Origin of the sequence: Microvirga sp. Mcv34 (genome assembly GCF_024519725.1) — a bacterium.
Classification (GTDB): Bacteria; Pseudomonadota; Alphaproteobacteria; order Rhizobiales; family Beijerinckiaceae; genus Microvirga.
The window spans coordinates 1-19,724 of the sequence record NZ_JALJRK010000080.1 but is presented as its reverse complement, the minus strand read 5'-3'; the positions used below and the strand labels follow the sequence as shown (position 1 = coordinate 19,724).

At 63.1% G+C, this 19,724-nt stretch carries 17 protein-coding genes and 1 pseudogene; 12 read left to right on the top strand and 6 right to left on the bottom strand.

Going from position 1 to position 19,724, the window contains the following annotated elements:
• Nucleotides 1–1,737 precede the first annotated feature (1,737 nt).
• The 9 genes from OC446_RS24950 to OC446_RS24910 all read left to right on the top strand — a co-directional run bounded on the left by OC446_RS24950 (nt 1,738) and on the right by OC446_RS24910 (nt 10,409).
• Nucleotides 1,738–2,430 (top strand): lytic transglycosylase domain-containing protein, encoded by a 693-nt coding sequence (locus OC446_RS24950; protein ID WP_262031711.1) that lies wholly within the window; start codon nt 1,738–1,740, stop codon nt 2,428–2,430.
• Between the two features lie 156 nt (nt 2,431–2,586).
• Nucleotides 2,587–2,928 (top strand): hypothetical protein, encoded by a 342-nt coding sequence (locus OC446_RS24945; RefSeq protein WP_262031709.1) that lies wholly within the window; start codon nt 2,587–2,589, stop codon nt 2,926–2,928.
• A 268-nt stretch (nt 2,929–3,196) separates the two neighbouring features.
• A complete protein-coding gene (locus OC446_RS24940; protein ID WP_262031710.1) occupies nt 3,197–3,625 on the top strand; it encodes a FixH family protein in 429 nt (142 codons plus the stop codon).
• On the top strand, nt 3,625–5,151 hold the full coding sequence (locus OC446_RS24935) for an efflux RND transporter periplasmic adaptor subunit (RefSeq protein ID WP_262031708.1): 1,527 nt from the start codon (nt 3,625–3,627) through the stop codon (nt 5,149–5,151). Before OC446_RS24940 ends, OC446_RS24935 begins: the two co-directional genes overlap by 1 nt.
• Complete coding sequence (locus OC446_RS24930; RefSeq protein WP_262031707.1) at nt 5,148–8,336, top strand: efflux RND transporter permease subunit; 3,189 nt, start codon at nt 5,148–5,150, stop codon at nt 8,334–8,336. Before OC446_RS24935 ends, OC446_RS24930 begins: the two co-directional genes overlap by 4 nt.
• 176 nt (nt 8,337–8,512) lie before the next feature.
• On the top strand, nt 8,513–8,800 hold the full coding sequence (locus tag OC446_RS24925) for a hypothetical protein (RefSeq protein WP_262031706.1): 288 nt from the start codon (nt 8,513–8,515) through the stop codon (nt 8,798–8,800).
• Nucleotides 8,801–8,920: 120 nt separating this feature from the next.
• A complete protein-coding gene (locus OC446_RS24920; protein WP_262031705.1) occupies nt 8,921–9,820 on the top strand; it encodes a F510_1955 family glycosylhydrolase in 900 nt (299 codons plus the stop codon).
• A 12-nt stretch (nt 9,821–9,832) separates the two neighbouring features.
• Nucleotides 9,833–9,958 (top strand): hypothetical protein, encoded by a 126-nt coding sequence (locus OC446_RS24915; RefSeq protein WP_262031704.1) that lies wholly within the window; start codon nt 9,833–9,835, stop codon nt 9,956–9,958.
• Between the two features lies 1 nt (nt 9,959).
• Nucleotides 9,960–10,409 carry a c-type cytochrome gene (locus OC446_RS24910; protein WP_262031703.1) on the top strand — a complete coding sequence of 150 codons (450 nt, stop codon included), beginning with the start codon at nt 9,960–9,962 and terminating at the stop codon, nt 10,407–10,409.
• Nucleotides 10,410–10,506: 97 nt separating this feature from the next.
• Here the strand turns inward: OC446_RS24910 and OC446_RS24905 are convergent, their stop codons facing one another.
• A complete protein-coding gene (locus tag OC446_RS24905) occupies nt 10,507–11,232 on the bottom strand; it encodes a cytochrome c biogenesis CcdA family protein (RefSeq protein ID WP_262031702.1) in 726 nt (241 codons plus the stop codon).
• Nucleotides 11,233–11,577: 345 nt separating this feature from the next.
• Here OC446_RS24905 and OC446_RS24900 point away from each other — a divergent pair, with 345 nt between their 5' ends.
• From OC446_RS24900 to nadE, 3 genes and pseudogenes are all read left to right on the top strand, one after another.
• A complete protein-coding gene (locus OC446_RS24900) occupies nt 11,578–12,084 on the top strand; it encodes a hypothetical protein (RefSeq protein WP_262031701.1) in 507 nt (168 codons plus the stop codon).
• A 121-nt stretch (nt 12,085–12,205) separates the two neighbouring features.
• Nucleotides 12,206–12,874 (top strand): transglutaminase-like cysteine peptidase, encoded by a 669-nt coding sequence (locus OC446_RS24895; protein ID WP_410055128.1) that lies wholly within the window; start codon nt 12,206–12,208, stop codon nt 12,872–12,874.
• 84 nt (nt 12,875–12,958) lie between these two features.
• Nucleotides 12,959–13,222 (top strand): annotated as a pseudogene (gene nadE / locus OC446_RS24890) (NAD(+) synthase); the annotation flags it as partial.
• An 8-nt stretch (nt 13,223–13,230) separates the two neighbouring features.
• On the opposite strand, the gene OC446_RS24885 reads toward nadE, so the two are convergent.
• The 5 genes from OC446_RS24885 to OC446_RS24865 form a co-directional block, all read right to left on the bottom strand.
• Nucleotides 13,231–14,724, bottom strand: coding sequence for a sensor domain-containing diguanylate cyclase (locus tag OC446_RS24885; protein WP_262031699.1), 1,494 nt, complete (start codon nt 14,722–14,724; stop codon nt 13,231–13,233).
• Between the two features lie 205 nt (nt 14,725–14,929).
• Nucleotides 14,930–16,102, bottom strand: a complete 1,173-nt coding sequence (locus tag OC446_RS24880; RefSeq protein WP_262031698.1) for a murein L,D-transpeptidase family protein — start codon at nt 16,100–16,102, stop codon at nt 14,930–14,932.
• Nucleotides 16,103–16,640: 538 nt separating this feature from the next.
• Nucleotides 16,641–17,285: a DUF1109 domain-containing protein gene (locus OC446_RS24875; protein ID WP_262031697.1), complete on the bottom strand. Its 645-nt coding sequence runs from the start codon at nt 17,283–17,285 to the stop codon at nt 16,641–16,643.
• Complete coding sequence (locus tag OC446_RS24870) at nt 17,282–17,839, bottom strand: sigma-70 family RNA polymerase sigma factor (RefSeq protein WP_262031696.1); 558 nt, start codon at nt 17,837–17,839, stop codon at nt 17,282–17,284. Before OC446_RS24870 ends, OC446_RS24875 begins: the two co-directional genes overlap by 4 nt.
• A 557-nt stretch (nt 17,840–18,396) precedes the next feature.
• A complete protein-coding gene (locus OC446_RS24865) occupies nt 18,397–19,182 on the bottom strand; it encodes a Bax inhibitor-1/YccA family protein (protein WP_262031695.1) in 786 nt (261 codons plus the stop codon).
• Between the last annotated feature and the right edge of the window lie 542 nt (nt 19,183–19,724).

Below are 19,724 nucleotides of genomic sequence, written 5' to 3'. Positions count from 1 at the left end.
GCCGTGGGGTTCTACGTCTTGATCTTGCCGGCCTCGATCACCTGATAGACGCGGAAGGGTGATCAAGCCCATGACGATCCCCCGGTGAACTCCTAAGCTGAGGGCTTTGGCCTGCGCCGGTGTGGTCAGTTCACTACACCCCTGCCCTAGTTCGAGACTCTTGCGATGGCCACACGATCCCGTATGGTAAGGGCCACCCGCAAAGGAGCAATTCAGTGGACCCTGTGTGGACCCATTTACGTCGTCTCGTCGCAACCCTCATGGTTGCGGCTGTGACGTCGTTCGTGTTGCACAGCGGGGCCATGGCTGGCCTGGATCATCATGGGGATCGCAGCGTGGTTTCTCACATTGAATCGTCGACTGACTGTGATCCGGATGGTCCCGAGTGCGGCCACACCCCTCACTGCAGCAGCGTCTGCGCACAGGCTTTACCCTCGCTCGGGATCGAGGCAGGCGATGTCTCGCCTGAAGCCATTATCTTGGCACTCGTGAGCCAGCAGGGCTCCGGGATTGAGCCGGCTGGTCTGAAGCGGCCCCCACGAACTTGCTGCACGGTTTGAGCGAGCCTTCGGCCCACGCCGCATTGTCCCGAGATTGCGTTCGTGATCTGCGCTTCCCGTGCTTGTGCATCCGAGTGTCATCCTGGCTCCTGTCACTGACCGCTCTCATCCCTTTACATGGGAGCAATCCACGTGCTGCCTGACGCAGGTCCATCCTTGATGAGAACCCAGCGCATGCAGCCCGGGAAGTGACCAGCAGGGTTCAGGACTGCACTTCGCAAGCCCGGGAAACGCCAGACGTCACGCCTGCCACCTCTCCAAGGGCAATACGGTGAAGCTGGGCAATTCAGGCCTAATCGCCAACATCGGCGTGGGCCGCTGTACCATTGTCCCTCGTTCGGAGCACAGTGTTGCCAGACAAAATCAATAATACCTGGAGACGCAAGTCGGCAGGCTCACGCCGTGCTGATCATGAACGGCCAAACACTTCGAGACCCCCAGAAGCGGTGGATACACACCAGGAAATGGTCGATCCTTCGAATCCCGTTGCGGGCCGTCGACGCCGGAGTACCCGAGCAAAGTCGGGGAACGGGATCGAAGCCCAATCCTATATCGTCTTTGAGGCTCGGTTTGCGCAGGATCTGTTCTGTGCTGTCTCAAAGAGCAGCCAGATCCCCGATTTCGTTGTTGGAGCAGGTTGGAGCTTCCGCGGCACCCTCAGCCGGCACTGGAGCAGCTTGAGTGGCTTCAAAGCGGCGGAGGCAAGGGCCGCTGTTGAGCGGGAGGGGTTCTACCTCTTTGTGGCCTCGTTGGATAAGACATGAGTGTTATTACAGGCTGTCATCTTGAGTTTGCCCCAAACAGGCTTGCAAAGGCGCAGACGCAATCGCAGATGAGTGACACGAAAGTCCGCTTAGGACCTGACGTGCGTACACCCGACCCAAACTTGTGTTGAACAGCGTTTCCGCTTTCCGTTTCGGGGATAAACATGCCGCGGCTTGGAATTTCCGGGCGGTCGTGTGGATGTTGATTTCGAGAAAGTATTTGGCACGTTCCCAAATCGGAGGATGATGTGGGCCGCCGACTTCATGGATTCATCCGTTATAGCGTTTTCTTGTTGGTGGCTTCCGCACAACCAGCGCTAGCCTCGCTTCACCAGAAAGATGAGGCCATTGAGGCTAAGCGAGTTGAGAGGATCATTCTGTCCTTGCCAAAACCGCCCCCGGTTGAGGGTCTCATCGGCTTAGACGCCTATCGGCCGAAGGGACGCGGTTCCTACCTGCCGCTGATCGTGAAGGAGGCGGAGCGTCAGGGATTACCAGCAGCTGTTGCGGATGCCGTCGTCATGGTTGAAAGCTCCTACAATCCATCCGTCATCGGGACGGTCGGGGAGCTTGGACTGATGCAGGTCCGTCCTGGCACGGCAGCGATGCTTGGCTTTACTGGCCCAAGGGAGGCTTTGGCCGACCCTCAAGTCAATATCCGCTACGGGATCGAGTACCTCGCCAAGGCCTGGCGCCTCACAGGTGGCGATCTATGCCGAGCGCTTATGAAATATCGGGCAGGTCATGGAGAGGAGCGGATGACGCCCCGCTCGATTGAGTATTGCCGAAGGGCCCGGGTTCATCTCGCCGCCATAGGTTCGCCCTTGGCCAACCAAGGGGCTGCGGATCCCGTAGGACTTTCAGTTCAACCGGTGCAAGTTGCCTCCGCCCAGCCTCTTCCATTGGAGCGCGAGCCTCGCTTGACGATACAGGAGCAGCGCAGGGCAGCTTTCCAGCGTGAGCTTGTCAAACGGTTCATCGTTTCGGTCGCTAACGTTGGCTCTCAAAGCAAGGCCGAGGCTGTCAAACGGACAGGGACGCTGTCCAAGGCTGGGGAGGTAGAGATTGGACGGAAACCGACAGTTCCGCTGGGACGGAAGCCTTAGTGGCGTGGGAGCACGTCAGGCAGCATGACCAATGTGAGGTCTCGTGGAACGAGTAGCTTTGCCATTATCCCGTAACGGACCTTGAAACCCGGGGCGGTATCGATCATGTGATCGGAGGCGGCTTTTCTGAGCGGCCCTGATGTGAAAGTGTTGGGTATGGCACTTTGGGTGGCCCTTTCCCGGTTGCTGACGATCCTGGCGGTCGTGAGCCTTGTTGTCGTCGGTGGTTCGTCCGCCGCGTCGGCAGGGGCTGGGTTCAATGCGCCCATTGTGACGACAGCGGATGATATGTCCTGCTGCGACCAGACGCCGCCTGACTGCAGCGACATGAAAGCCTGCCCCTTCGCGGTGCTCTGTATTGCCAAGTGTCCCCAGAGCATGCCGACGGCTGGCTCGGCGCTGGTTCGCGCTGCGCTCGTGGCGGAACTCGCCGCTTATTTCGCGCAACGTGGCGATAGCCTGCCCGCGCTGCCTCCGGATCATCCTCCCAAAGCCTAGTCCTGCACCGGCGTCCGCGCCGGATGGTGTTGCCTCGTGGCCATGCGTCACGGGGTATGACCGCGCATTGTAAAGCGTCCCTCCGTGGTGCCCGCAATGCCCTCGATATGCATGACTAGGTTACAGACAGATGATCTTCCTCACCAAAGGGCGCGCCATTGCGGCCGTGCTCCTGGGGCTCGCTCTAGTTGGCTCCGCCCTCCTCGGCCTCATGCTGATGGACCGATCGGCCTTGTCGGCCTGGATCCCCTCTTCGGCAATCCAGGCGTTGCCCGACCGTTCAACCCTCCCAGCCTGGGTTCCGCCCTCCTGGGCGCAGGCGAAGGCGCGGTTTGGGCTTACCAGTGCCGGCACGCTACCCCCCGTCTCGACCGCGGAGCTCAAGGATCATGCCTTTGAGCTTATCCGAGACGAGGTGAAGCAGGGTGAAGCCATGGTGGATGTGCGCCTCGTCGACAGGCGCTCCGGAACGTCCGTTCCGGACGCAGTGGTTTTCGCGCGGCGGATCGACATGGCTCCCGACGGCATGCCGACGATGACGGCTCCCATCGAGCCGATGCCGTCACCAGAGCCTGGGATCTACCGGTTCAAGACCAACCTCGCGATGGAAGGTGGATGGCAGCTCTCGCTGGCCGCGAAGGTGCAGGGCGAGATCGGTACCGTTCAAAACCGACTCGTGCTCAAGGCGGTGCCGTGATGGATCAGATGACGCGTTTTCATGCCACCGAACCGGAGGAGCAACGACCCTCAGACGGCAAGCGGGCCCCCAGGCGCATATTCGTTGCTGTGTTGGTGTTGCTGGCCCTTGCAGCTGGCATGTGGCTCGGCTTCCGTGCGGGCCAAGGCGGTCTCGCCTTGCCTGGCGGGATTGCGCTGCCGAGCTGGCTAGGCTTCGCCCCGGGGGGCAACGGCTCTCCTCCGGCGGCGACCGGCCCGATTGCGTATTACCGCGACCCTGCCGGCAAACCCTTCTACTCCGCCGGACCAAAGAGGACGGAGGATGGCCGAGATTACGTCGCCGTTCGGGTCGGTGAGGACGTAAGCTTCGACGACAAGCCGAAGGACGCGTCAGCCAGCCCGACCACGGCCGATCAGAGCGGTGGAAAGAAGATCCTCTACTATCGCAATCCCATGGGGCTCCCGGATACCTCCCCGATTCCCAAGAAGGACTCGATGGGGATGGATTACCTGCCCGTCTACGAGGGCGAAGCCGAGGATGGCTCGACCGTCACGGTATCGCTTGGCAGGCTGCAGCGCACCGGGGTCCGGTCCGAGCCGGCAGAGCGCCGTGTTGTTACCCGGCCAGTGCGCGTGCCCGGCACGATCAAGCTCGACGAGCGCCGTGTGGCGGTCATCTCCTTGCGCTCGGAGAGTTTCATCGAGAAGGTTGAGAACGTCACGACGGGCGACCGGGTGCGCGCCAGTCAGCCGCTCCTGCGGCTCTACTCGCCGGAGATCTCCGCCGCCAGCGCCCAGTACCTGAGTGTCCTCAATGACGGAGGCGGAGCCGGTGGCCGCGCGGCGGTCCTCGAAGGAGCTCGCCGACGCCTCGAAAACCTCGACGTCCCACCCGAGGCGCTGGCCGAGATCGAACGTGCCCGCAAGGTGCCGACCACGATCACCTGGTCGGCACCCCGGGACGGTCTTGTGCTGGAGCGCAATGCGACTGACGGGATGCGGGCCATGCCGGGAGACGTTCTGTTCCGGATTGCCGACCTCTCGACGCTCTGGGTGCTCGCCGACGTGCCTGAACATGATCTCGGCGCCGTCCGGCCGGGGCAGGCCGTCACGATCCGTGTCCGCAGCCTGCCGGGCCAAGTTTTCCCTGGCACGATCGGCCTGATTTACCCGCAGGTGAACCCGGAGACCCGGACGGCTCGCGTCCGGATCGAAATTCCGAATCGGGAGGGTCTCCTGCTGCCGGACATGTATGCCGACGTCGAAATCGCGACGGGGGCCGACAAGCCAGTCGTGGCGGTGCCTGACAGCGCGCTCATCGATACCGGCACGCGTCAAGTCGTGATCGTCGACAAGGGCGAGGGCCGCTTCGAGCCCCGCCAGGTCACGGCGGGCGCCAGTGGAAATGGCTATGTCGAGATCCGTGAGGGCGTGGCGGCGGGCGACCGGGTGGTCGTGTCGGCCAACTTCCTCATCGATGCCGAAAGCAACCTGAAGGCTGCATTGCAGAGCATGGCGGCTCCAGCCGGGGAGAAGCCCCAATGATCGCCCGCCTCATCGCGTGGTCGTCGCGCAACCTGATGCTCGTTCTGATCGGGACGGTGTTCGCGGTCGCGGCGGGTCTGTACTCCCTGCGCAGCCTGCCGCTCGACGCTATCCCCGATCTCTCCGACGTGCAGGTTATCGTCTATACGGAGTACCCGGGTCAGGCGCCGCAGGTGGTTGAGGACCAGGTCACCTATCCGCTCACCACGGCGATGCTAACAGTGCCGCAATCCAAGGTCGTGCGGGGCTTCTCGTTCTTTGGTGTCTCGTTCGTCTACATCATTTTCGAGGACGGCACTGACGCGTACTGGGCCCGCTCGCGTGTGCTGGAGTACCTGAACGCGGCCGCCCGACGCCTGCCCGCCGGCGTGACGCCGAGCCTGGGTCCGGACGCCACGGGCGTGGGCTGGGTCTACCAGTACGCGGTGATGGCCAAGAACATGACCTTGGCCGAGCTGCGGTCGCTGCAGGACTGGGTGGTCCGGTTCGCCGCCGCGAAGGGAGAGGGCGTCGCGGAGGTCGCGAGCGTCGGCGGCTTCGTCAAGCAGTACAACGTCGTCGTGGACCCGCGAAGGCTGCGCGCCCAGGGCATCTCGCTTCAGGCACTGCGTGAGGCGATCCGCACCAGCAACGCCGATGTCGGCGGGCGCACCGTTGAACTGTCCGAGTTCGAGTTCATGGTCCGCGGCCGCGGTTATCTCAAGAGCATCCAGGACATCGAAAGTGTCGTTCTGAAGACGGAGGCCGGCACGCCCCTGCGTCTCGGCGACGTCGCCCGCGTCGAGATCGGGCCGGACGAGCGGCGTGGCATCACCGAGCTCAACGGCGAGGGCGAGGTCGCAAGCGGCATCGTCCTGCAGCGGTTCGGGGCCAACGCACTCAACGTGATCGAGAGCGTGAAGGCGCGGCTCGCCGAGGTCGCTTCGAGTTTGCCGAAGGGTACCGAGATCGTTCCCGTCTATGACCGCTCGCAGTTGATCGAGGCCGCAATCGAGACGCTTAAAGGCACGCTCATTGAGGAGAGCGTCATCGTCGCTCTGGTCTGCGTCGTGTTCCTGCTCCACTTGCGCAGCGCCCTGGTCGCGATCCTCATGCTGCCCGTCGGCATCCTGATGGCCTTTGGCGCCATGAAGCTCCTCGGGCTTGGATCCAACATCATGAGCTTGGGCGGCATCGCCATTGCGGTCGGCGCTATGATCGACGCGGCCATCGTGATGATCGAGAACGCCCACAAGCACCTGGAGCGGGCACCACCGGACCAGCCGCGCGTCGAGATCCTGATCAAGGCGGCAAGCGAGGTCGGGCCGGCCCTGTTCTTCAGCCTGCTGATCATCACGGTCTCGTTCCTGCCCATCTTCACGCTGGAGGCGCAGGAGGGCCGTCTGTTTGGGCCGCTCGCCTTCACCAAGACCTTCGCCATGGCGGCGGCGGCCATCCTGTCCGTGACCCTGGTGCCGGCGCTGATGGTGATTTTCGTGCGCGGGCGGATCGTTCCGGAGCACCGCAACCCGATCAATCGCTTCCTGGTCTGGATCTACAGGCCGGTCATCCGTGGTGTGCTCAAGGCCAAAGTCCTCACCATCGTACTCGCCGTCGTGGCGCTCGGTGCGACCGTCTGGCCGGCTCGCCAACTCGGCTCCGAGTTCATGCCGGCCCTCAATGAGGGCACGCTGATGTACATGCCGACCACCCTGCCGGGCCTGTCGATCACCAAGGCGGCCGAGCTCATGCAGATCCAAGATCGGATCATCAAGTCATTCCCCGAGGTAGCCACGGTCTATGGCAAGGCGGGACGTGCACTGACCGCCACCGATCCCGCACCAACGGAGATGTTCGAGACGATCATCACCTTGAAGCCGAAGAACGAGTGGAGGCCCGGCGTGACCATCGACAGCCTCAAGGCCGAGATGGACAGGGCGCTGCAGTTTCCCGGCGTGTCGAATGCCTGGACGATGCCGATCCAAGCACGCATCGATATGCTGTCGACCGGCATCCGCACGCCTGTTGGCATCAAGGTGTTTGGCACCGACCTCGCCGAAATGGAAAAGTTCGCGCGCCAGGTCGAGGCCGTGGTCAAGGCGGTGCCCGGCACGTCGAGCGCCTATGCCGAGCGGGTGATCGGAGGCTACTTCCTCGACATCGTGCCGGACCGGATCGCGCTCGGGCGCTATGGCCTGACCGTCGGCGACGTGCAGGACGTGATCGCGACGGCGCTCGGCGGCGAGATGGTGACCAACACGGTCGAGGGACGCGAGCGCTACAGCGTGAACATCCGCTATCCGCGCGAACTGCGCTCGAACCCGCAGGCCATCGCCACCGAGGTGCAGGTGCCAATGCCAAACGGCGGCGCCGTGCCCTTGGGCGAGGTCGCGGAGGTGAAACTCACCCGGGGCCCGACCTCGATCCGCACGGAGAATGGCCAGCTTGCGGTCTACATCTTTGTCGACATCGCCGGGCGTGATCTCGGCGGCTATGTCGCCGAGGCGCGCCAGGCGGTTGCGAGTGAGGTCAAGTTCCCGCAGGGCTACTACGTTCAATGGAGCGGGCAGTTCGAGTACCTTGAACGCGCCGAGGCCCGTCTCAAGATCGTAGTGCCAGTCACGTTGCTGATCATCTTCCTCCTGCTCTACCTCAACTTCCAGGCCCTGACCGAAACGCTTATTGTCATGCTGTCGCTGCCGTTCGCGCTGGTGGGTGGCATCTGGCTGATGTGGTGGCTCGGCTTCAACATGTCGGTTGCGGTCGCCGTCGGCTTCATCGCATTGGCCGGTGTTGCGGCCGAGACCGGCGTCATCATGCTGATCTATCTTGATCACGCGCGGCAGGAGGTGCAGGCGGAGCGGGAGCGACAAGGCCGTCTGTTCACCCGGGCCGACCTCTATGCGTCGATTATGGTTGGGGCGGTGGAGCGTGTCCGGCCCAAGATGATGACGGTGATCGCCATTATGGCGGGCCTGGTTCCGATCCTATGGAGCACCGGAACAGGATCCGAGATCATGCAGCGCATCGCCGTACCGATGATTGGAGGCATGATCTCGTCGACCATACTGACGCTGGTGGTGATCCCGGCCATCTACGCGCTGATCAAGGGCTACCGTCTGCCCTGCACTGTGAACGATGCCGACAAAGGTCCTGACACGAGAGGCCAAGAGCCCACTCAGGCTTGGTCCCGTGCGGCGGAATGAGAGGCAGAACCGATGCTGCCAATCGCCATCTCCCTTCCGGTTTCGCCCCTGATCCCAGAGGCGGCTGGAAGAGACCCTGCCTTTGCGCAGCAACGTCCGCTGCGCGGGGCATCCACCCGGAGGGCGCGCCAAGTGGCGCGGACGCCTCAGCCTCACAGGCCAGACAGGAGAATACCATGTCCAAGATCTCGATGATTGCTCGTTCGGTCTTAACGGGAGCCGCGCTCCTGGCCGGCGTCGTGGCCGTCTCCGCCCAAGAGGCCGTGCCTGCGCCGTCTCCGTCCCAGGGCCAAGCCAACCCGCATGGGATGATGCAGGGCAGCGGCTCCATGCCCATGATGGGCATGATGCAGCAGATGTCTCAGATGATGGAGAACTGCAACAGGATGATGCAGTCCGCGATGCAGCAGCAACAGGGCGGCGCCGGGCAGCAACCGACGCCAGCACCTGGCACTCGCGGCTGAGATCAGGCTAGGGCGGCGTGACGGCTCACATCCGGCACGTGCCGCTCGACGTAATCCGGCGACGCTGAGCTGCGGACGCTCAGCGTCGTCCCAAAGCAGCAACCCAGCAGGAATTTCACGATGGGACGGACAAACAAGAAACCACGCGGGAAGCTTTTCCCGGCCGGAGCGGCAGCACTGGCGATCACAGTCGCCGCCTTCATGATCCGCACCAATGCGGCCGAGAGCATTGCTGTTTCGGATCTGACGAGACAAACCCACATTCACGGCCTGGCCATTGACCGCCAGGATCCCTCGCGCCTCCTGATCGCGACACATCACGGGCTCTTCAGCGCTGGCGCGGATGGGAAGGCGGAGCGAGTCTCCCCGGTTCAGGACTTCATGGGCTTTACCCCGCACCCGTCCGACCCGAACAGGCTTTATGCGAGCGGCCACCCGGCGCAGGGCGGCAATCTCGGCTTTATTGCCTCGGAGGACCGCGGGCGAACCTGGACCCAGGTGTCCCCAGGCGCGAATGGCCCGGTCGACTTCCACCAGATGACTGTGAGCCCCGCCGACCCGCAGACGATCTATGGTACCCACCGGGGGCTTCAGGTCAGCAGGGATGCAGGCAAGACGTGGACGATTGTAGGGCCAGGGCCCGAGGGACTGATTGACCTCGCCGGCTCGGCAAAGAGCAGGGACACGCTCTATGCGGCGACTCAGTCGGGGCTGCTGGTTAGCACGGATGCGGGCAGATCCTGGATACCGCTTGCGCAGGGAGCGCCGGTGAGCTTGGTCGAGGTGACGCCCGAGGGTACGCTCTACGCCTTCGTGCTCGGGCGGGGGTTGGTGAAGGCGGCTGAGCCGCCGGTCGGGTTTGAAACCATCAGCAGTGGCTTTGGGGACGGCTACCTCCTTCACCTCGCGGCGGACCCTACGAATCCAAAGCGGGTGTTCGCCGCCACGAACGGCGGGAAGCTTCTGAGCAGCATCGACCAGGGACGCACCTGGACGGCGCTTGATCAGCCCAACCTGTGAGGCGAGGTTCCAATGACGGGCATGATGGACGGAATGGGCTGGATGATGGCGGGGATGGGCTTGGCGTGGCTCCTGACCGTCATCTTCTTCGTGCTCGCGGCAGCCGCGCTGGTCAAGTTTCTGCGCGGCAGGTTGTGACATGGGCAAGCTGCCGCTGTGGGGAGCCCTCCTGACCATCTCCGGCATCGCCGTGGCCGCGTTCGGTTGGCTCGGCCATGAACGATCCCGGGATCGAGGCGATGCGGTTCAGCTTGCGTTGGGCGCCAAGCTCTATGCCGAGCGTTGCGCCTCGTGCCATGGCGCCAAGCTCGAAGGCCAGCCCAACTGGCAGGAGCCCCTGGCGAGCGGCCGCATGCCCGCACCACCACATGATGCCAGTGGGCACACATGGCATCACAGTGATGAGGAACTGTTCACGCTCACGAAAAAGGGCGTGGCAGCGCTCGTACCCGGATACGAAAGCGACATGCCCGCGTTTGAGGGCTCACTGTCGGACGACGAAATCCGGGCAATCCTCGCCTTCATCAAAAGCACGTGGGCAATTACCGAGCGCGAATACCAGCGGGCCCGCAGTAAGCCTGGAGCGTAAGGCTTGCACAAAGGTCTGGGTAGCCTAACCATTGGGTTGAGAAGGGTCTAAGTTCAAAACAGGGTCGACCTTGGTTGGGCCTATGCGGTTCCGCGTCTCAGCCAAGTGTCGCGAGAGCCGGGAACGTCTCCAGAAGCCAGAACGACATATCGGTGATCCAGCCGGTCAGGAAGGCGATGCCGGTTAGCACGAGGAGCGCTCCCATCGTCTTCTCCACCAGCACGAAGTGAGAGCGCATGCGCTTCAGCAGGGCGACAAACGGCTTCATGGCGAGTGCCGCAAGCACGAACGGGACGCCGAGGCCCGCCGAGTAAGCTGCAAGCAGCAGGGCCCCCTGCGCGACACTCTGCTCCGAGCCGGCGACAGTCAGAATGGCGGCTAGTACCGGGCCAATGCAGGGGGTCCAACCGAACGCGAAGGCAAGGCCCATCGCATAAGCCCCCCAGAGGCCGACCGGCTTCTCGATGTTGAACCGAGCCTCCCGATAAAAGAGCCCGATCCGGAAGACCCCAAGGAAATGCAGGCCCATGACGATGATGGCGAAGCCTGCCAGCTTGCTCAGCACATCGACATGTTGCCGGATCACTTGCCCCAAGGCAGAGGCCGTTGCGCCCAGCAGAACAAAAACCGTCGCGAACCCGGCTACGAATAGGAGCGCGGCTAATACTGCCCGCCTGCGAACGGCACCGTCGCCGGCATTCAGCCGGTCGAAGGTCGTGCCCGCTAGGAAAGACAGGTAGGGCGGCACCAACGGCAGGACGCAAGGGCTCAAGAAGCTGATGAGGCCGCCTAGCATGGCAGCCGGGAGGGAGACACTGAGCATAAGATTTTCACTCTATCCTGCCCCGCCGTGCGAAAGCTTCGCAGCAGCCTGGGGTGATTGTCCAAGCATGAAACCGCGTCGCACCGAGATTTCTCGTGCCGAGACGGGTTTCCCTTCTTCGACGTGTTCCTTAGTGACGAAGAAAAGGGTGCGGGCGTCCCATCGAACTGATTTCATCGCATGAACGGTTGCTGTCTGGCAGGACCCATAATTCGGCCAGGGATGTGGGGGGACGTGCGTTCCGCTGCGTGCGCCCTCAATACGGTACGCCGTCGGGGCTGTACACACTTTCGTCATTGGCCTGCCGCCGCTCCTGCGTTGCACGTGCCGCCACCGGAGGATTCGATGAGACCTGCCGCTGCCCTCCTCGTCCTGCTCCTCGCCTCGCCTGCCCTGGCGGGTCCCTTCGACACCCCGCCCGAGCGTTACGACGAGACAGTCAACGTGGCCCTGCAACAGATCGGCTCTGACCTGCGCATCCGGCAGACCGCGTGTGCCGCTACCCGCTGCCGCTTCGCCGCGCGTGAGGTCATCGTCGAGGTGTCTGGTCCGGCGGATCGTCCCGCCATCGAGCGGATCACCATCGCAGCCACCTTCCGCCAAGGCGATGACCGCACTGCCACGAACCTCCTCGATGACACCCTGACGGTGGTCGGGGCGACCATGGTAACCTACGACCCCGGGATGGCGGCGGAGCGGCGGGGCGAGGTGTTGCTCGAGCTCGGTGAAGCCGCACTCAGCGTGGGCGAGGCCCATCTGGACAGCGCCGATGTGCACTACGCCCTGTCGTTCGACGACGTCAGCGGCCGCCTTGAGATCATCGCCGCGACGCTGCGCGCAGGACATGGCTGACGAAAGTCCGGAACGAAAACGGGTGCGACCTGTTAACCCTTGTTTAACTTTTGCCTTGAGCGCCGCCGAGCCACCGTGTCAGGTTTGATGAACAAATCCTTAACGGCACATTGGTGGGGCAATGCGGCAACCTCTCTCCGGGCTTCTGAGCGTACGGTCTTTTTCCAGGAGCATGTTCCGTTTCGCCGTCGCCTCCCTCACGCTGACCATCACCGCTGCAGCCGCGCAGGCACAGACCCAGACCGGGAGCATACTGCCGACCGTCACCCAACCCGTTGCCAAGGTCGGCAAAGCCAAGCCGATCATGGGCTGGCTCCGCTTCTGCGGGCAGAACCCGACCGAGTGCGCCGTCGATCCGTCCGAGCCCGCCACCATCGATCTCACGGCGAAGGACTGGCAGACCCTCAACCGGATCAACCAGCAGGTGAACGCCGGCATCAAGGCGAAGACCGACCAGGATCACTGGGGTGTCGAGGATATCTGGGACTTCGCCGAGGACGGCTACGGCGATTGCGAGGATTACCAGCTCGTCAAACGCAAGCGTCTGGTTGAGGCCGGCTTCCCGCACCGGGCGCTGCGGATGACGGTCGTTATCGACGAGGAAGGCGCAGGTCACGCGGTCATGATGGTCCGCACCAATCGTGGCGACTTCATCCTCGACAACAAGCGCAATGCCATCCTGCCGTGGCACAAGACGGGCTACACTTACATCAAGCGCGAAGGCGACGAGGGCATGGCCTGGGCCTCGCTCGGCGGCCGAACCTCGCCGACCATGACGGCGAACCAATAGCTGCTCGCCTCTGCCATGGCAGGCATGGACCCTTGACGCTGTGGTGGCATTGACTTGTCCCAGGTTGTGGGCAGGACCAGTACTTGGCCGCCGAACCTCCCACTGAGTTCGCATAGTGCGTATGACCTCGGCGAGATCAAGCGATGGCCGCGGGCCTTCCTAGGGCGGTTCTTTACCAGCCAGTTCAAGAGTACGGCGATGCCGAATGGCCCGAAGATCTCATCCGGCGGCTCCCTGTGCCCGCGGGGAGATTGGCGGGCCCCATCCGATGCTGGCCCTGGCGTCTGGCGCGGCGAGCTGGATCGCAACGTCCCGGACATTGAGACGTCAAACTCCTATAAACATTGAAGCCGGGGTCAGGCGGTCTTTGCCACCGCGATGCGGTTGCGCCCGCCCTGCTTGGCCTCGTAGAGGGCGGCGTCGGCAAGCGTAATCAGGTCCTTTGGACCAATACGTGAACGGTCTAAACTCGGCACCCGGGTCGCACTTCCGATGCTGACCGTTAGAATACGGCACGGGACGTTGGCCTCGTGCAGCATGCAAAGCGCTTCTACCTTCGAGCGGATCTTTTCGGCGACGGTCACGGCATCGATTTCATTCAACCCCGGCAGAAGGACGGCGAGTTCCTCGCCGCCATAACGTGCTACCACATCGGACGGCCTGCGAGCCGCATTCGCGATGGTGTTGGCGATGGTTCGCAGGCACTCGTCTCCAGCCTGATGTCCGTAGATGTCGTTGTAGGCTTTGAACCGATCCACGTCGATCATCAGCAGCGAAACGGGCGCCTTCTCTCGGGCAGCCCTGAGCCATTCCGTTTCGAGCCGCTCGTCGAGGGTTCGGCGATTGGCAAGGCTCGTCAGGCCATCCGTCCTGGCCAGGACAGCGAGTTCGGTCTCTGCCGTCTCGCGCCGCCGCAACTCTCCCGCGAAGCGCCATCCCAATATGGCGATCGTAGTGACGAGCAATCCGGTGGCCACGATGCGAATGGCGAACATGCTGTTCCAGCGCGCAAGCGCCTCGTCCCGTCCGACGGCTGAAAGCACGCCAATAGGAAAGATGTGGTTGCGCTGATAGCCTCCAATGCGGGTCACCCCGTCAATGGAGGACGTATATTCGTAGATCCCAGAGGCTTTCCCATCCTTAAACCACGGCTCGTTCACCGCAAGGGCCCCGATTGCACGCTCCAGGTAAGGATAGCGCGACAGAAGTGTTCCATCGGCGTGAAACAGAGCAAGGATTCCCTGTGCTCCAACATCAAAGCGGCCAAAGAAGTTCGCGAAGTAGCGTGGTGGAATGCTGGCCTGAGCGACCCCGCCGAAACTCCCATCCGGCTTGTTGACGCGACGGGAGAGCGTGACAACCCATTCGCCTCCGAGAGGATCATGGATCAGAGGGCCGAGGTACCAATCGGCTCTGGAGATGGCGCTGTGATACTGAAAGAATGGCTGATCTCGGGCATCGATCTTGCTGCGGTGGCCTGGCAGGGAGCTGCTCATCAAGAGCCCGTCCTCCCCATAGATCGTCAGGGACTTGATACGCTGCAAGGATTGGATCCGCTCGACAAGGAAAGAGTCTAGCCTCAACATGGCGGTCGGCCCGATACCTCCGGTCTCGATCCGGTCCACCACGTCCACGAGAAGGGTGTCAGCCACCTCGAGAGAATCCTGCACGTGCTGGGTCAGCGACTTGGCCCGGTTTAGGGTCTCGGTGCTGATCCTGGCCATTTCCTGGCTCCGCCCGCTCCAGTCGCGCCATGCCTCGACACTCAAGATGGCGAGGCACGCCGTGAGCACGAGGACCTTGAGACCCAGGGTCGAGGACCTCGGCTTGGTAGGATCGAAAGCAGACATGATGCCCCGAGGCATAGCACCCGAAGCTAGCCCGGAGCTAGCTTCGGGCCAAAGGAGGCCGCCGGTATTCGGCTGCATCTCGGGACAGGAGCGGGCGCGCGACGAGGGTGAATATCTTGAGCGCTCAATAATCCCAACGTGGACCTGCCGAGGTGCCCTCTGGTGTTACCGGCTTACTCATAGGATAGTCCTGGCGACGGTGAGCCTAGCCGCCGAAGAACGCCAGCATCCGTCCAAGTACAGAGCGCCCTTCACCACCTGCGGCTTGGGTCGCCGGCTCAGGCCCTGCCGCAGCGGCAGGGGCCGATGCAGCCTGCCGGACTGATTCGCTGGCGCGGGTCTGCCCCACAGCCGACCGCTGAGAGGCGTATGCCAGCGCCGACGAGGGCTCCTGCTTCGGCTTCCCATTGGCGGCGAGGATGATTTCCTGCGGCCCCGCGGCCAAGGCCTCCGGCCGGCTCACGTCGCCAAGGCGGTTCCGGGCGCTCACGTCGACGGCAAGCGAGCCACCATCTGTCGAGGTGTTACCGGCAAGCGCCTGCCGGAAGGTCTGGTGCTGCCCGCCGTCATCGTAGACTAGCCTGATCGGCGGCACGCCCTTGGCCACCAACTCAGCGACCTCCTGCTCGTCCTTCTGGCGCTTCTGCGCGACCGCAGCCATGACGGAGGCATCGCCCCCGAACGCATATTGCCGGTTGGCGACCGAGATCTGCGGCTCCTCCTTGGCGACCTCGAAGTAGTCCGAGCCTTCCTTGAGGTTCTTCCAGAATGCGATGTTTGGGTCGAGGCGGTGCTTGGCCAGGTTCTCGGCCGTCATCCTGAACGGATAGGACTGGAACTGGAAGCCGCGCTGGCCGCTTGCGAAGGCCTCCCGAGCGAGGGCATAGACTTCCGAGATGGCTTCGTCCGTCATGGCGAAGCAGCCGCGCGACGAACACGAGCCGTGCACCATGAGGTGTGATCCCGTGCGGCCGTGGGCACGGTCATAGGCGTTTGGGTAGCCGAGGTTGAAGGACAGGTAGAGCTGCGAGTTCGGGTTCATGGCAGCCGGAGTGACCGTGTAGAAGCCCTCCGGCGCCTGCCGGTCGCCCTCACGGATCTTCGGCCCGAGCTGACCCGACCAGCGGCACATCGGGTAGGTCTTGAGCAGCGCGTACTTACCGTCGCGGCCACGCTTCCAGATCTCGATCTCGGACTCCTTCTTGTAGGAGCGCATGAGGATCGGATCGTTCTGCGACATCCCCTTGCTGGCCATCAGCGCCATAGTGGCCGATGGGATCGGCGCGAGGTGCTTCGTCGAGCTTGTGGAGACGCCCTCACTCTGGCAGGCAGCGAGCGCGAGCACCAGGCTCGCGGCCATTGCGATACGCTTCATCATGAGAATCCCCGCATTCCCTTAACGACTTGCCCGGACGTTATTGCCGGACAGTTCCCCGATTTGTCTAAATGGTTAGCTTTAACTCTGTCTTACTGCAAGAAAGCTGTCTCATCCTAAAAGCCCATCGGAGGTAGATGTCACGTAGATGGCACCATGTACGCCCGTGCGAATGCCCGAGGTGGTCAGGCTGGTGATTGGGCGACCTTTAGGTCGCGGTGGGCATCCGTGATGATGCAAACGACGATTGAAGGAACAGTCCAGCGGGTACGCAGCCGGGGCCGTACACGCTTGTGCCATGCGCCCACCGCCGCCTGCGCATTGCTTGTAGCGGCTTCGGAGTATTCGATGAGAATGGCCGCCGTCCTCTCCGCCCCGATCTTAGCATCACCCGCACTGGCGGGGCCTTGCCGCGGCCGGTCGGGGGTCTAGCACACGCTCTTTTGACCATCACTCCGAGCGTCGGTGCAAGATCCAGCGACCTGACGCGTGGCAGCGGCTCCTGATCGAACGGCAAGTATTTAAGCTCTCATCCGCATAGTTACCAGCGCAGCAGCCGGGGGCCCAGCAGCGCCCCAGCCACGGTGCATAAGATGATGGTTCCGCCGTACCAGAGCGCAATGAACGGCAGGGAGTCGTCCATGCAGTGTAGGGCATAACCCATTGCGCTCACGCCGCCGGCCGCGAGGCCGGCAAAGGCTCCGGTCCACGCCAAGTTCGTGGGCGCCGCGAACCGGCGCACTGCCCAGACGACCACCGCAAACGGCACGACGGCGATGGTTGGTATCGACACAAGACAATTAAGCCACATGTCGCCCACAATCATCGCTTCCCAGTGGGTACTGGGGGTATGGGCGAGACTCAAGCCCGCGAGCAGGGCGATGGCCGCGAACGGCAGCAGCACCAGGATGGGCCGCGTCCCGTGCTCGCCGCCCGGGCGCGCGAGGCGCGTCAGCAGCAGCGAGGCCATCAGGACGACGCCCGTTGCGAAGGCGAGCTTCAGGCCGAGAAAGGCTAGGACGCCGGGCTCGTGCAGGTCTGTGCGGACGCCAAGCGCCAGCAGGACTGTGATGAGCGCCCCTCCTGCCCCGAGCGCCACCGCAAGACCGAGGCTGCGTCTGAGCTGGCGGCGGTCCACTGGCTCGACATTTGTGCTCAGTAGGTTGATGAGGTCGTCAGTCTTCATGTGGTCCTCCCCTGGGCGATTGCCGCCGCCATGGCCTTGAGGCCCCTATGTACGCTCACCTTGACCGCCGATTCTGTCATGCCACAGCGAGCGGCGGTCTCGGCGACGCTCAGGCCGTCGATCTTCACGTGCCGGATCGCACGCCGCATCTTCTCGGGCAACCGCGCGAGCAGGCGGTTGATGTCGAGGGCGCTCTCCGCCCCGGCATGGTCGTCTTGCGCCTCGAAGTCGGCGGCGTCCTCGATGGGCATATCCGTCATGGTTGCCTTGGTGTGGCGCAGGTGGTCGATGAGCTTATAGCGCGCGATGGCGTGCACCCACGGGGTGAAGAGCTCCTCTGGGTCGTAGGTCTGCCGTCGGGTATGGATTGCCATCAGCGTATCCTGCACCAGATCTTCCGCCTCGTCCGCGCTCCGCCCGATCCGCGCAAGCTTATTCTTGTAGTAGGCCCGCAAGTGACGGCTGAGCCTGTCTAGGAGTGCGCGGTGGGCCGCCGCATCGCCGTTCAGGCCGGCCGTCATGAGCGCCCGCAGCTCAGCTTCGTTCGCAATCATGAGCGGTCCTCCCATGATTCGTAGCAGACAAGGATTCGGTTACACCACGGCCGCGTGTTCCTGAACTCCCTCATGGCTGCCCTCCGCTCAATGCGGCACCGCGCCATAATAGATTATAGCCGGGGTCCCGTAATGGAGGACCAGGGCGGGATACGAGAGGCCCGCGGCTGGTGCGGCGCCCGCCCCACTGGCCGAAAGGGCGTGGCAGCTGAGCGACGAGCCGAAACGATCTGACATGGTGTTCACTCTGAAACCTTATGGATAGGCACCCTGGGTGAACGGAGCGCCCGGGATCGACCGGCGGTGCACTGGAATCAGGCGCAGCCACGAGCGGAGGGCCTCAACTCAGGACGCTCGGTTTCGGCGGAAGCGGGTCGGGCGGGCCCGCACAGGCGGCGGAGGGAAGCCCCAGATAGCTGCCGCCATGGTTGCGCAAAGCCGCTGTGGCCGAATGTCCGCCTGAACTGGGCTCCTTGCCGTGGATATGGTGAACGCCACGTTAGTGGATTCTCTCCGTTGTGGCACCGACCACAATCCCGCTTCCATGCTGCTGGTCGTTATTCGCTGCGTTTGCCGCCGGCGAGCGACAGCAGGAATTGGAACATGTTGATGAAGTCGAGGTAAAGCGTCAGAGCGCCGAAGATCGATACCTTGGCCGCGGCCTCGGCGTCGAGGCCGCCCATGAAGTAAATATCCTTCAGCTTCTGCGTGCCGTAGGCCGAGAGGCTCGCGAAGATCAGCACCCCGATGCCCGAGATTGCGACCTGCAAAACGCTCGCCTCCAGGAAGATGTTGACGAGCATCGCGATCACGAGGCCGATTAGGCCCATCATCAGGAAGGTATCCAGGGCTGACAGGCTGCGCTTAGTAGTGTAGCCCCACACTGACAGCGAGCCGAAGGACGCCGCTGTGATGAGGAACACCTGCACGACACTGGCGCCCGTGTAGCGCAGGAGCAGCGTCGACAGCGACGCGCCCATCAGTGCGGCGAAGGCGAAGAAGGTAATTCGTGCTGACGCTGCCGACATCCTGTCCAGCTGGAATGAGAAGATAAAGGTGAAAGCCAGAGGCGCAACCGCCACAATCCACATCAGAGGCGTTCCATAGAGAAGGTGACCGAACACCGTGAGAGTGATGCCCCCGACCTGCCCTGCGGTCGACGCGGAGTCGGTGGTCGTGGCTGCCATGTTGACGCCGAGTGCCACGAGGGCCGAGATGCCAAGGCCCAACACCATGTAGTTGTACACGCCGAGCATGAAGCTGCGTATACCCTCATCGATCTGGGCAGCCGTCCAGGCGAGGCCGGTGCGATAAACGTATTGGTTCTGCTCAAAAAGCTGCATCGAAGTCTTCTCTGTTTTGGGCTGGCCGCTCGTCCCATCGCGAGCGCGGCAGGCTCCTAGGTGACCGGCACCATTCTCGTAGGTAGTTCGCAGATCTTGCGAGCTTGGTTACATCCCGATCCCACCAACGTTCACCTGCCCACCTGGCCGAACATATCGAGCGATCATTGCCGCTCGTTCCCTGTGGGCCGGGTCAATCATGCGCTTGCCTGGGGCACAGCTTCGGCTGTCAGACGGTCTCTTCTGTTCTCGTGGGCTCGAGGCTGGCGTAGGGGATGGGCTTGGTGCACCGGCCGACTGGGAAAGTGGCCCCGGCGCGGCGGTATCCACCAACTGGCTGGATCCGTTGCCTGAGGGTACGAGGATGACGGGACCGCTGGAGCCCGCGCCCGACGTGCTCCCGGACTATTTCAGCTTCGAGACAGACGTCATCATGGAGATCGTCTGATCGTTCAAGCTCATGGCGAAGGTGCCTGATGCGGACGGCCTAGTGTTGTGACTCTAACGCTTGTTTCGCACGGGCGACCTTTTCCAGGATAGCC

What these genes read in the sequence shown, in the direction of transcription:
- OC446_RS24945 (WP_262031709.1), top strand. Translation starts at nt 2,587, where the DNA reads ATGGCACTTTGGGTGGCCCTTTCCCGGTTGCTGACGATCCTGGCGGTC.
- OC446_RS24935 (WP_262031708.1), top strand. Translation starts at nt 3,625, where the DNA reads ATGGATCAGATGACGCGTTTTCATGCCACCGAACCGGAGGAGCAACGA.
- OC446_RS24930 (WP_262031707.1), top strand. Translation starts at nt 5,148, where the DNA reads ATGATCGCCCGCCTCATCGCGTGGTCGTCGCGCAACCTGATGCTCGTT.
- OC446_RS24925 (WP_262031706.1), top strand. Translation starts at nt 8,513, where the DNA reads ATGTCCAAGATCTCGATGATTGCTCGTTCGGTCTTAACGGGAGCCGCG.
- OC446_RS24920 (WP_262031705.1), top strand. Translation starts at nt 8,921, where the DNA reads ATGGGACGGACAAACAAGAAACCACGCGGGAAGCTTTTCCCGGCCGGA.
- OC446_RS24915 (WP_262031704.1), top strand. Translation starts at nt 9,833, where the DNA reads ATGACGGGCATGATGGACGGAATGGGCTGGATGATGGCGGGGATGGGC.
- OC446_RS24910 (WP_262031703.1), top strand. Translation starts at nt 9,960, where the DNA reads ATGGGCAAGCTGCCGCTGTGGGGAGCCCTCCTGACCATCTCCGGCATC.
- OC446_RS24905 (WP_262031702.1), bottom strand. Translation starts at nt 11,232, where the DNA reads ATGCTCAGTGTCTCCCTCCCGGCTGCCATGCTAGGCGGCCTCATCAGC.
- OC446_RS24900 (WP_262031701.1), top strand. Translation starts at nt 11,578, where the DNA reads ATGAGACCTGCCGCTGCCCTCCTCGTCCTGCTCCTCGCCTCGCCTGCC.
- OC446_RS24895 (WP_410055128.1), top strand. Translation starts at nt 12,206, where the DNA reads ATGCGGCAACCTCTCTCCGGGCTTCTGAGCGTACGGTCTTTTTCCAGG.
- OC446_RS24885 (WP_262031699.1), bottom strand. Translation starts at nt 14,724, where the DNA reads ATGTCTGCTTTCGATCCTACCAAGCCGAGGTCCTCGACCCTGGGTCTC.
- OC446_RS24880 (WP_262031698.1), bottom strand. Translation starts at nt 16,102, where the DNA reads ATGATGAAGCGTATCGCAATGGCCGCGAGCCTGGTGCTCGCGCTCGCT.
- OC446_RS24875 (WP_262031697.1), bottom strand. Translation starts at nt 17,285, where the DNA reads ATGAAGACTGACGACCTCATCAACCTACTGAGCACAAATGTCGAGCCA.
- OC446_RS24870 (WP_262031696.1), bottom strand. Translation starts at nt 17,839, where the DNA reads ATGATTGCGAACGAAGCTGAGCTGCGGGCGCTCATGACGGCCGGCCTG.
- OC446_RS24865 (WP_262031695.1), bottom strand. Translation starts at nt 19,182, where the DNA reads ATGCAGCTTTTTGAGCAGAACCAATACGTTTATCGCACCGGCCTCGCC.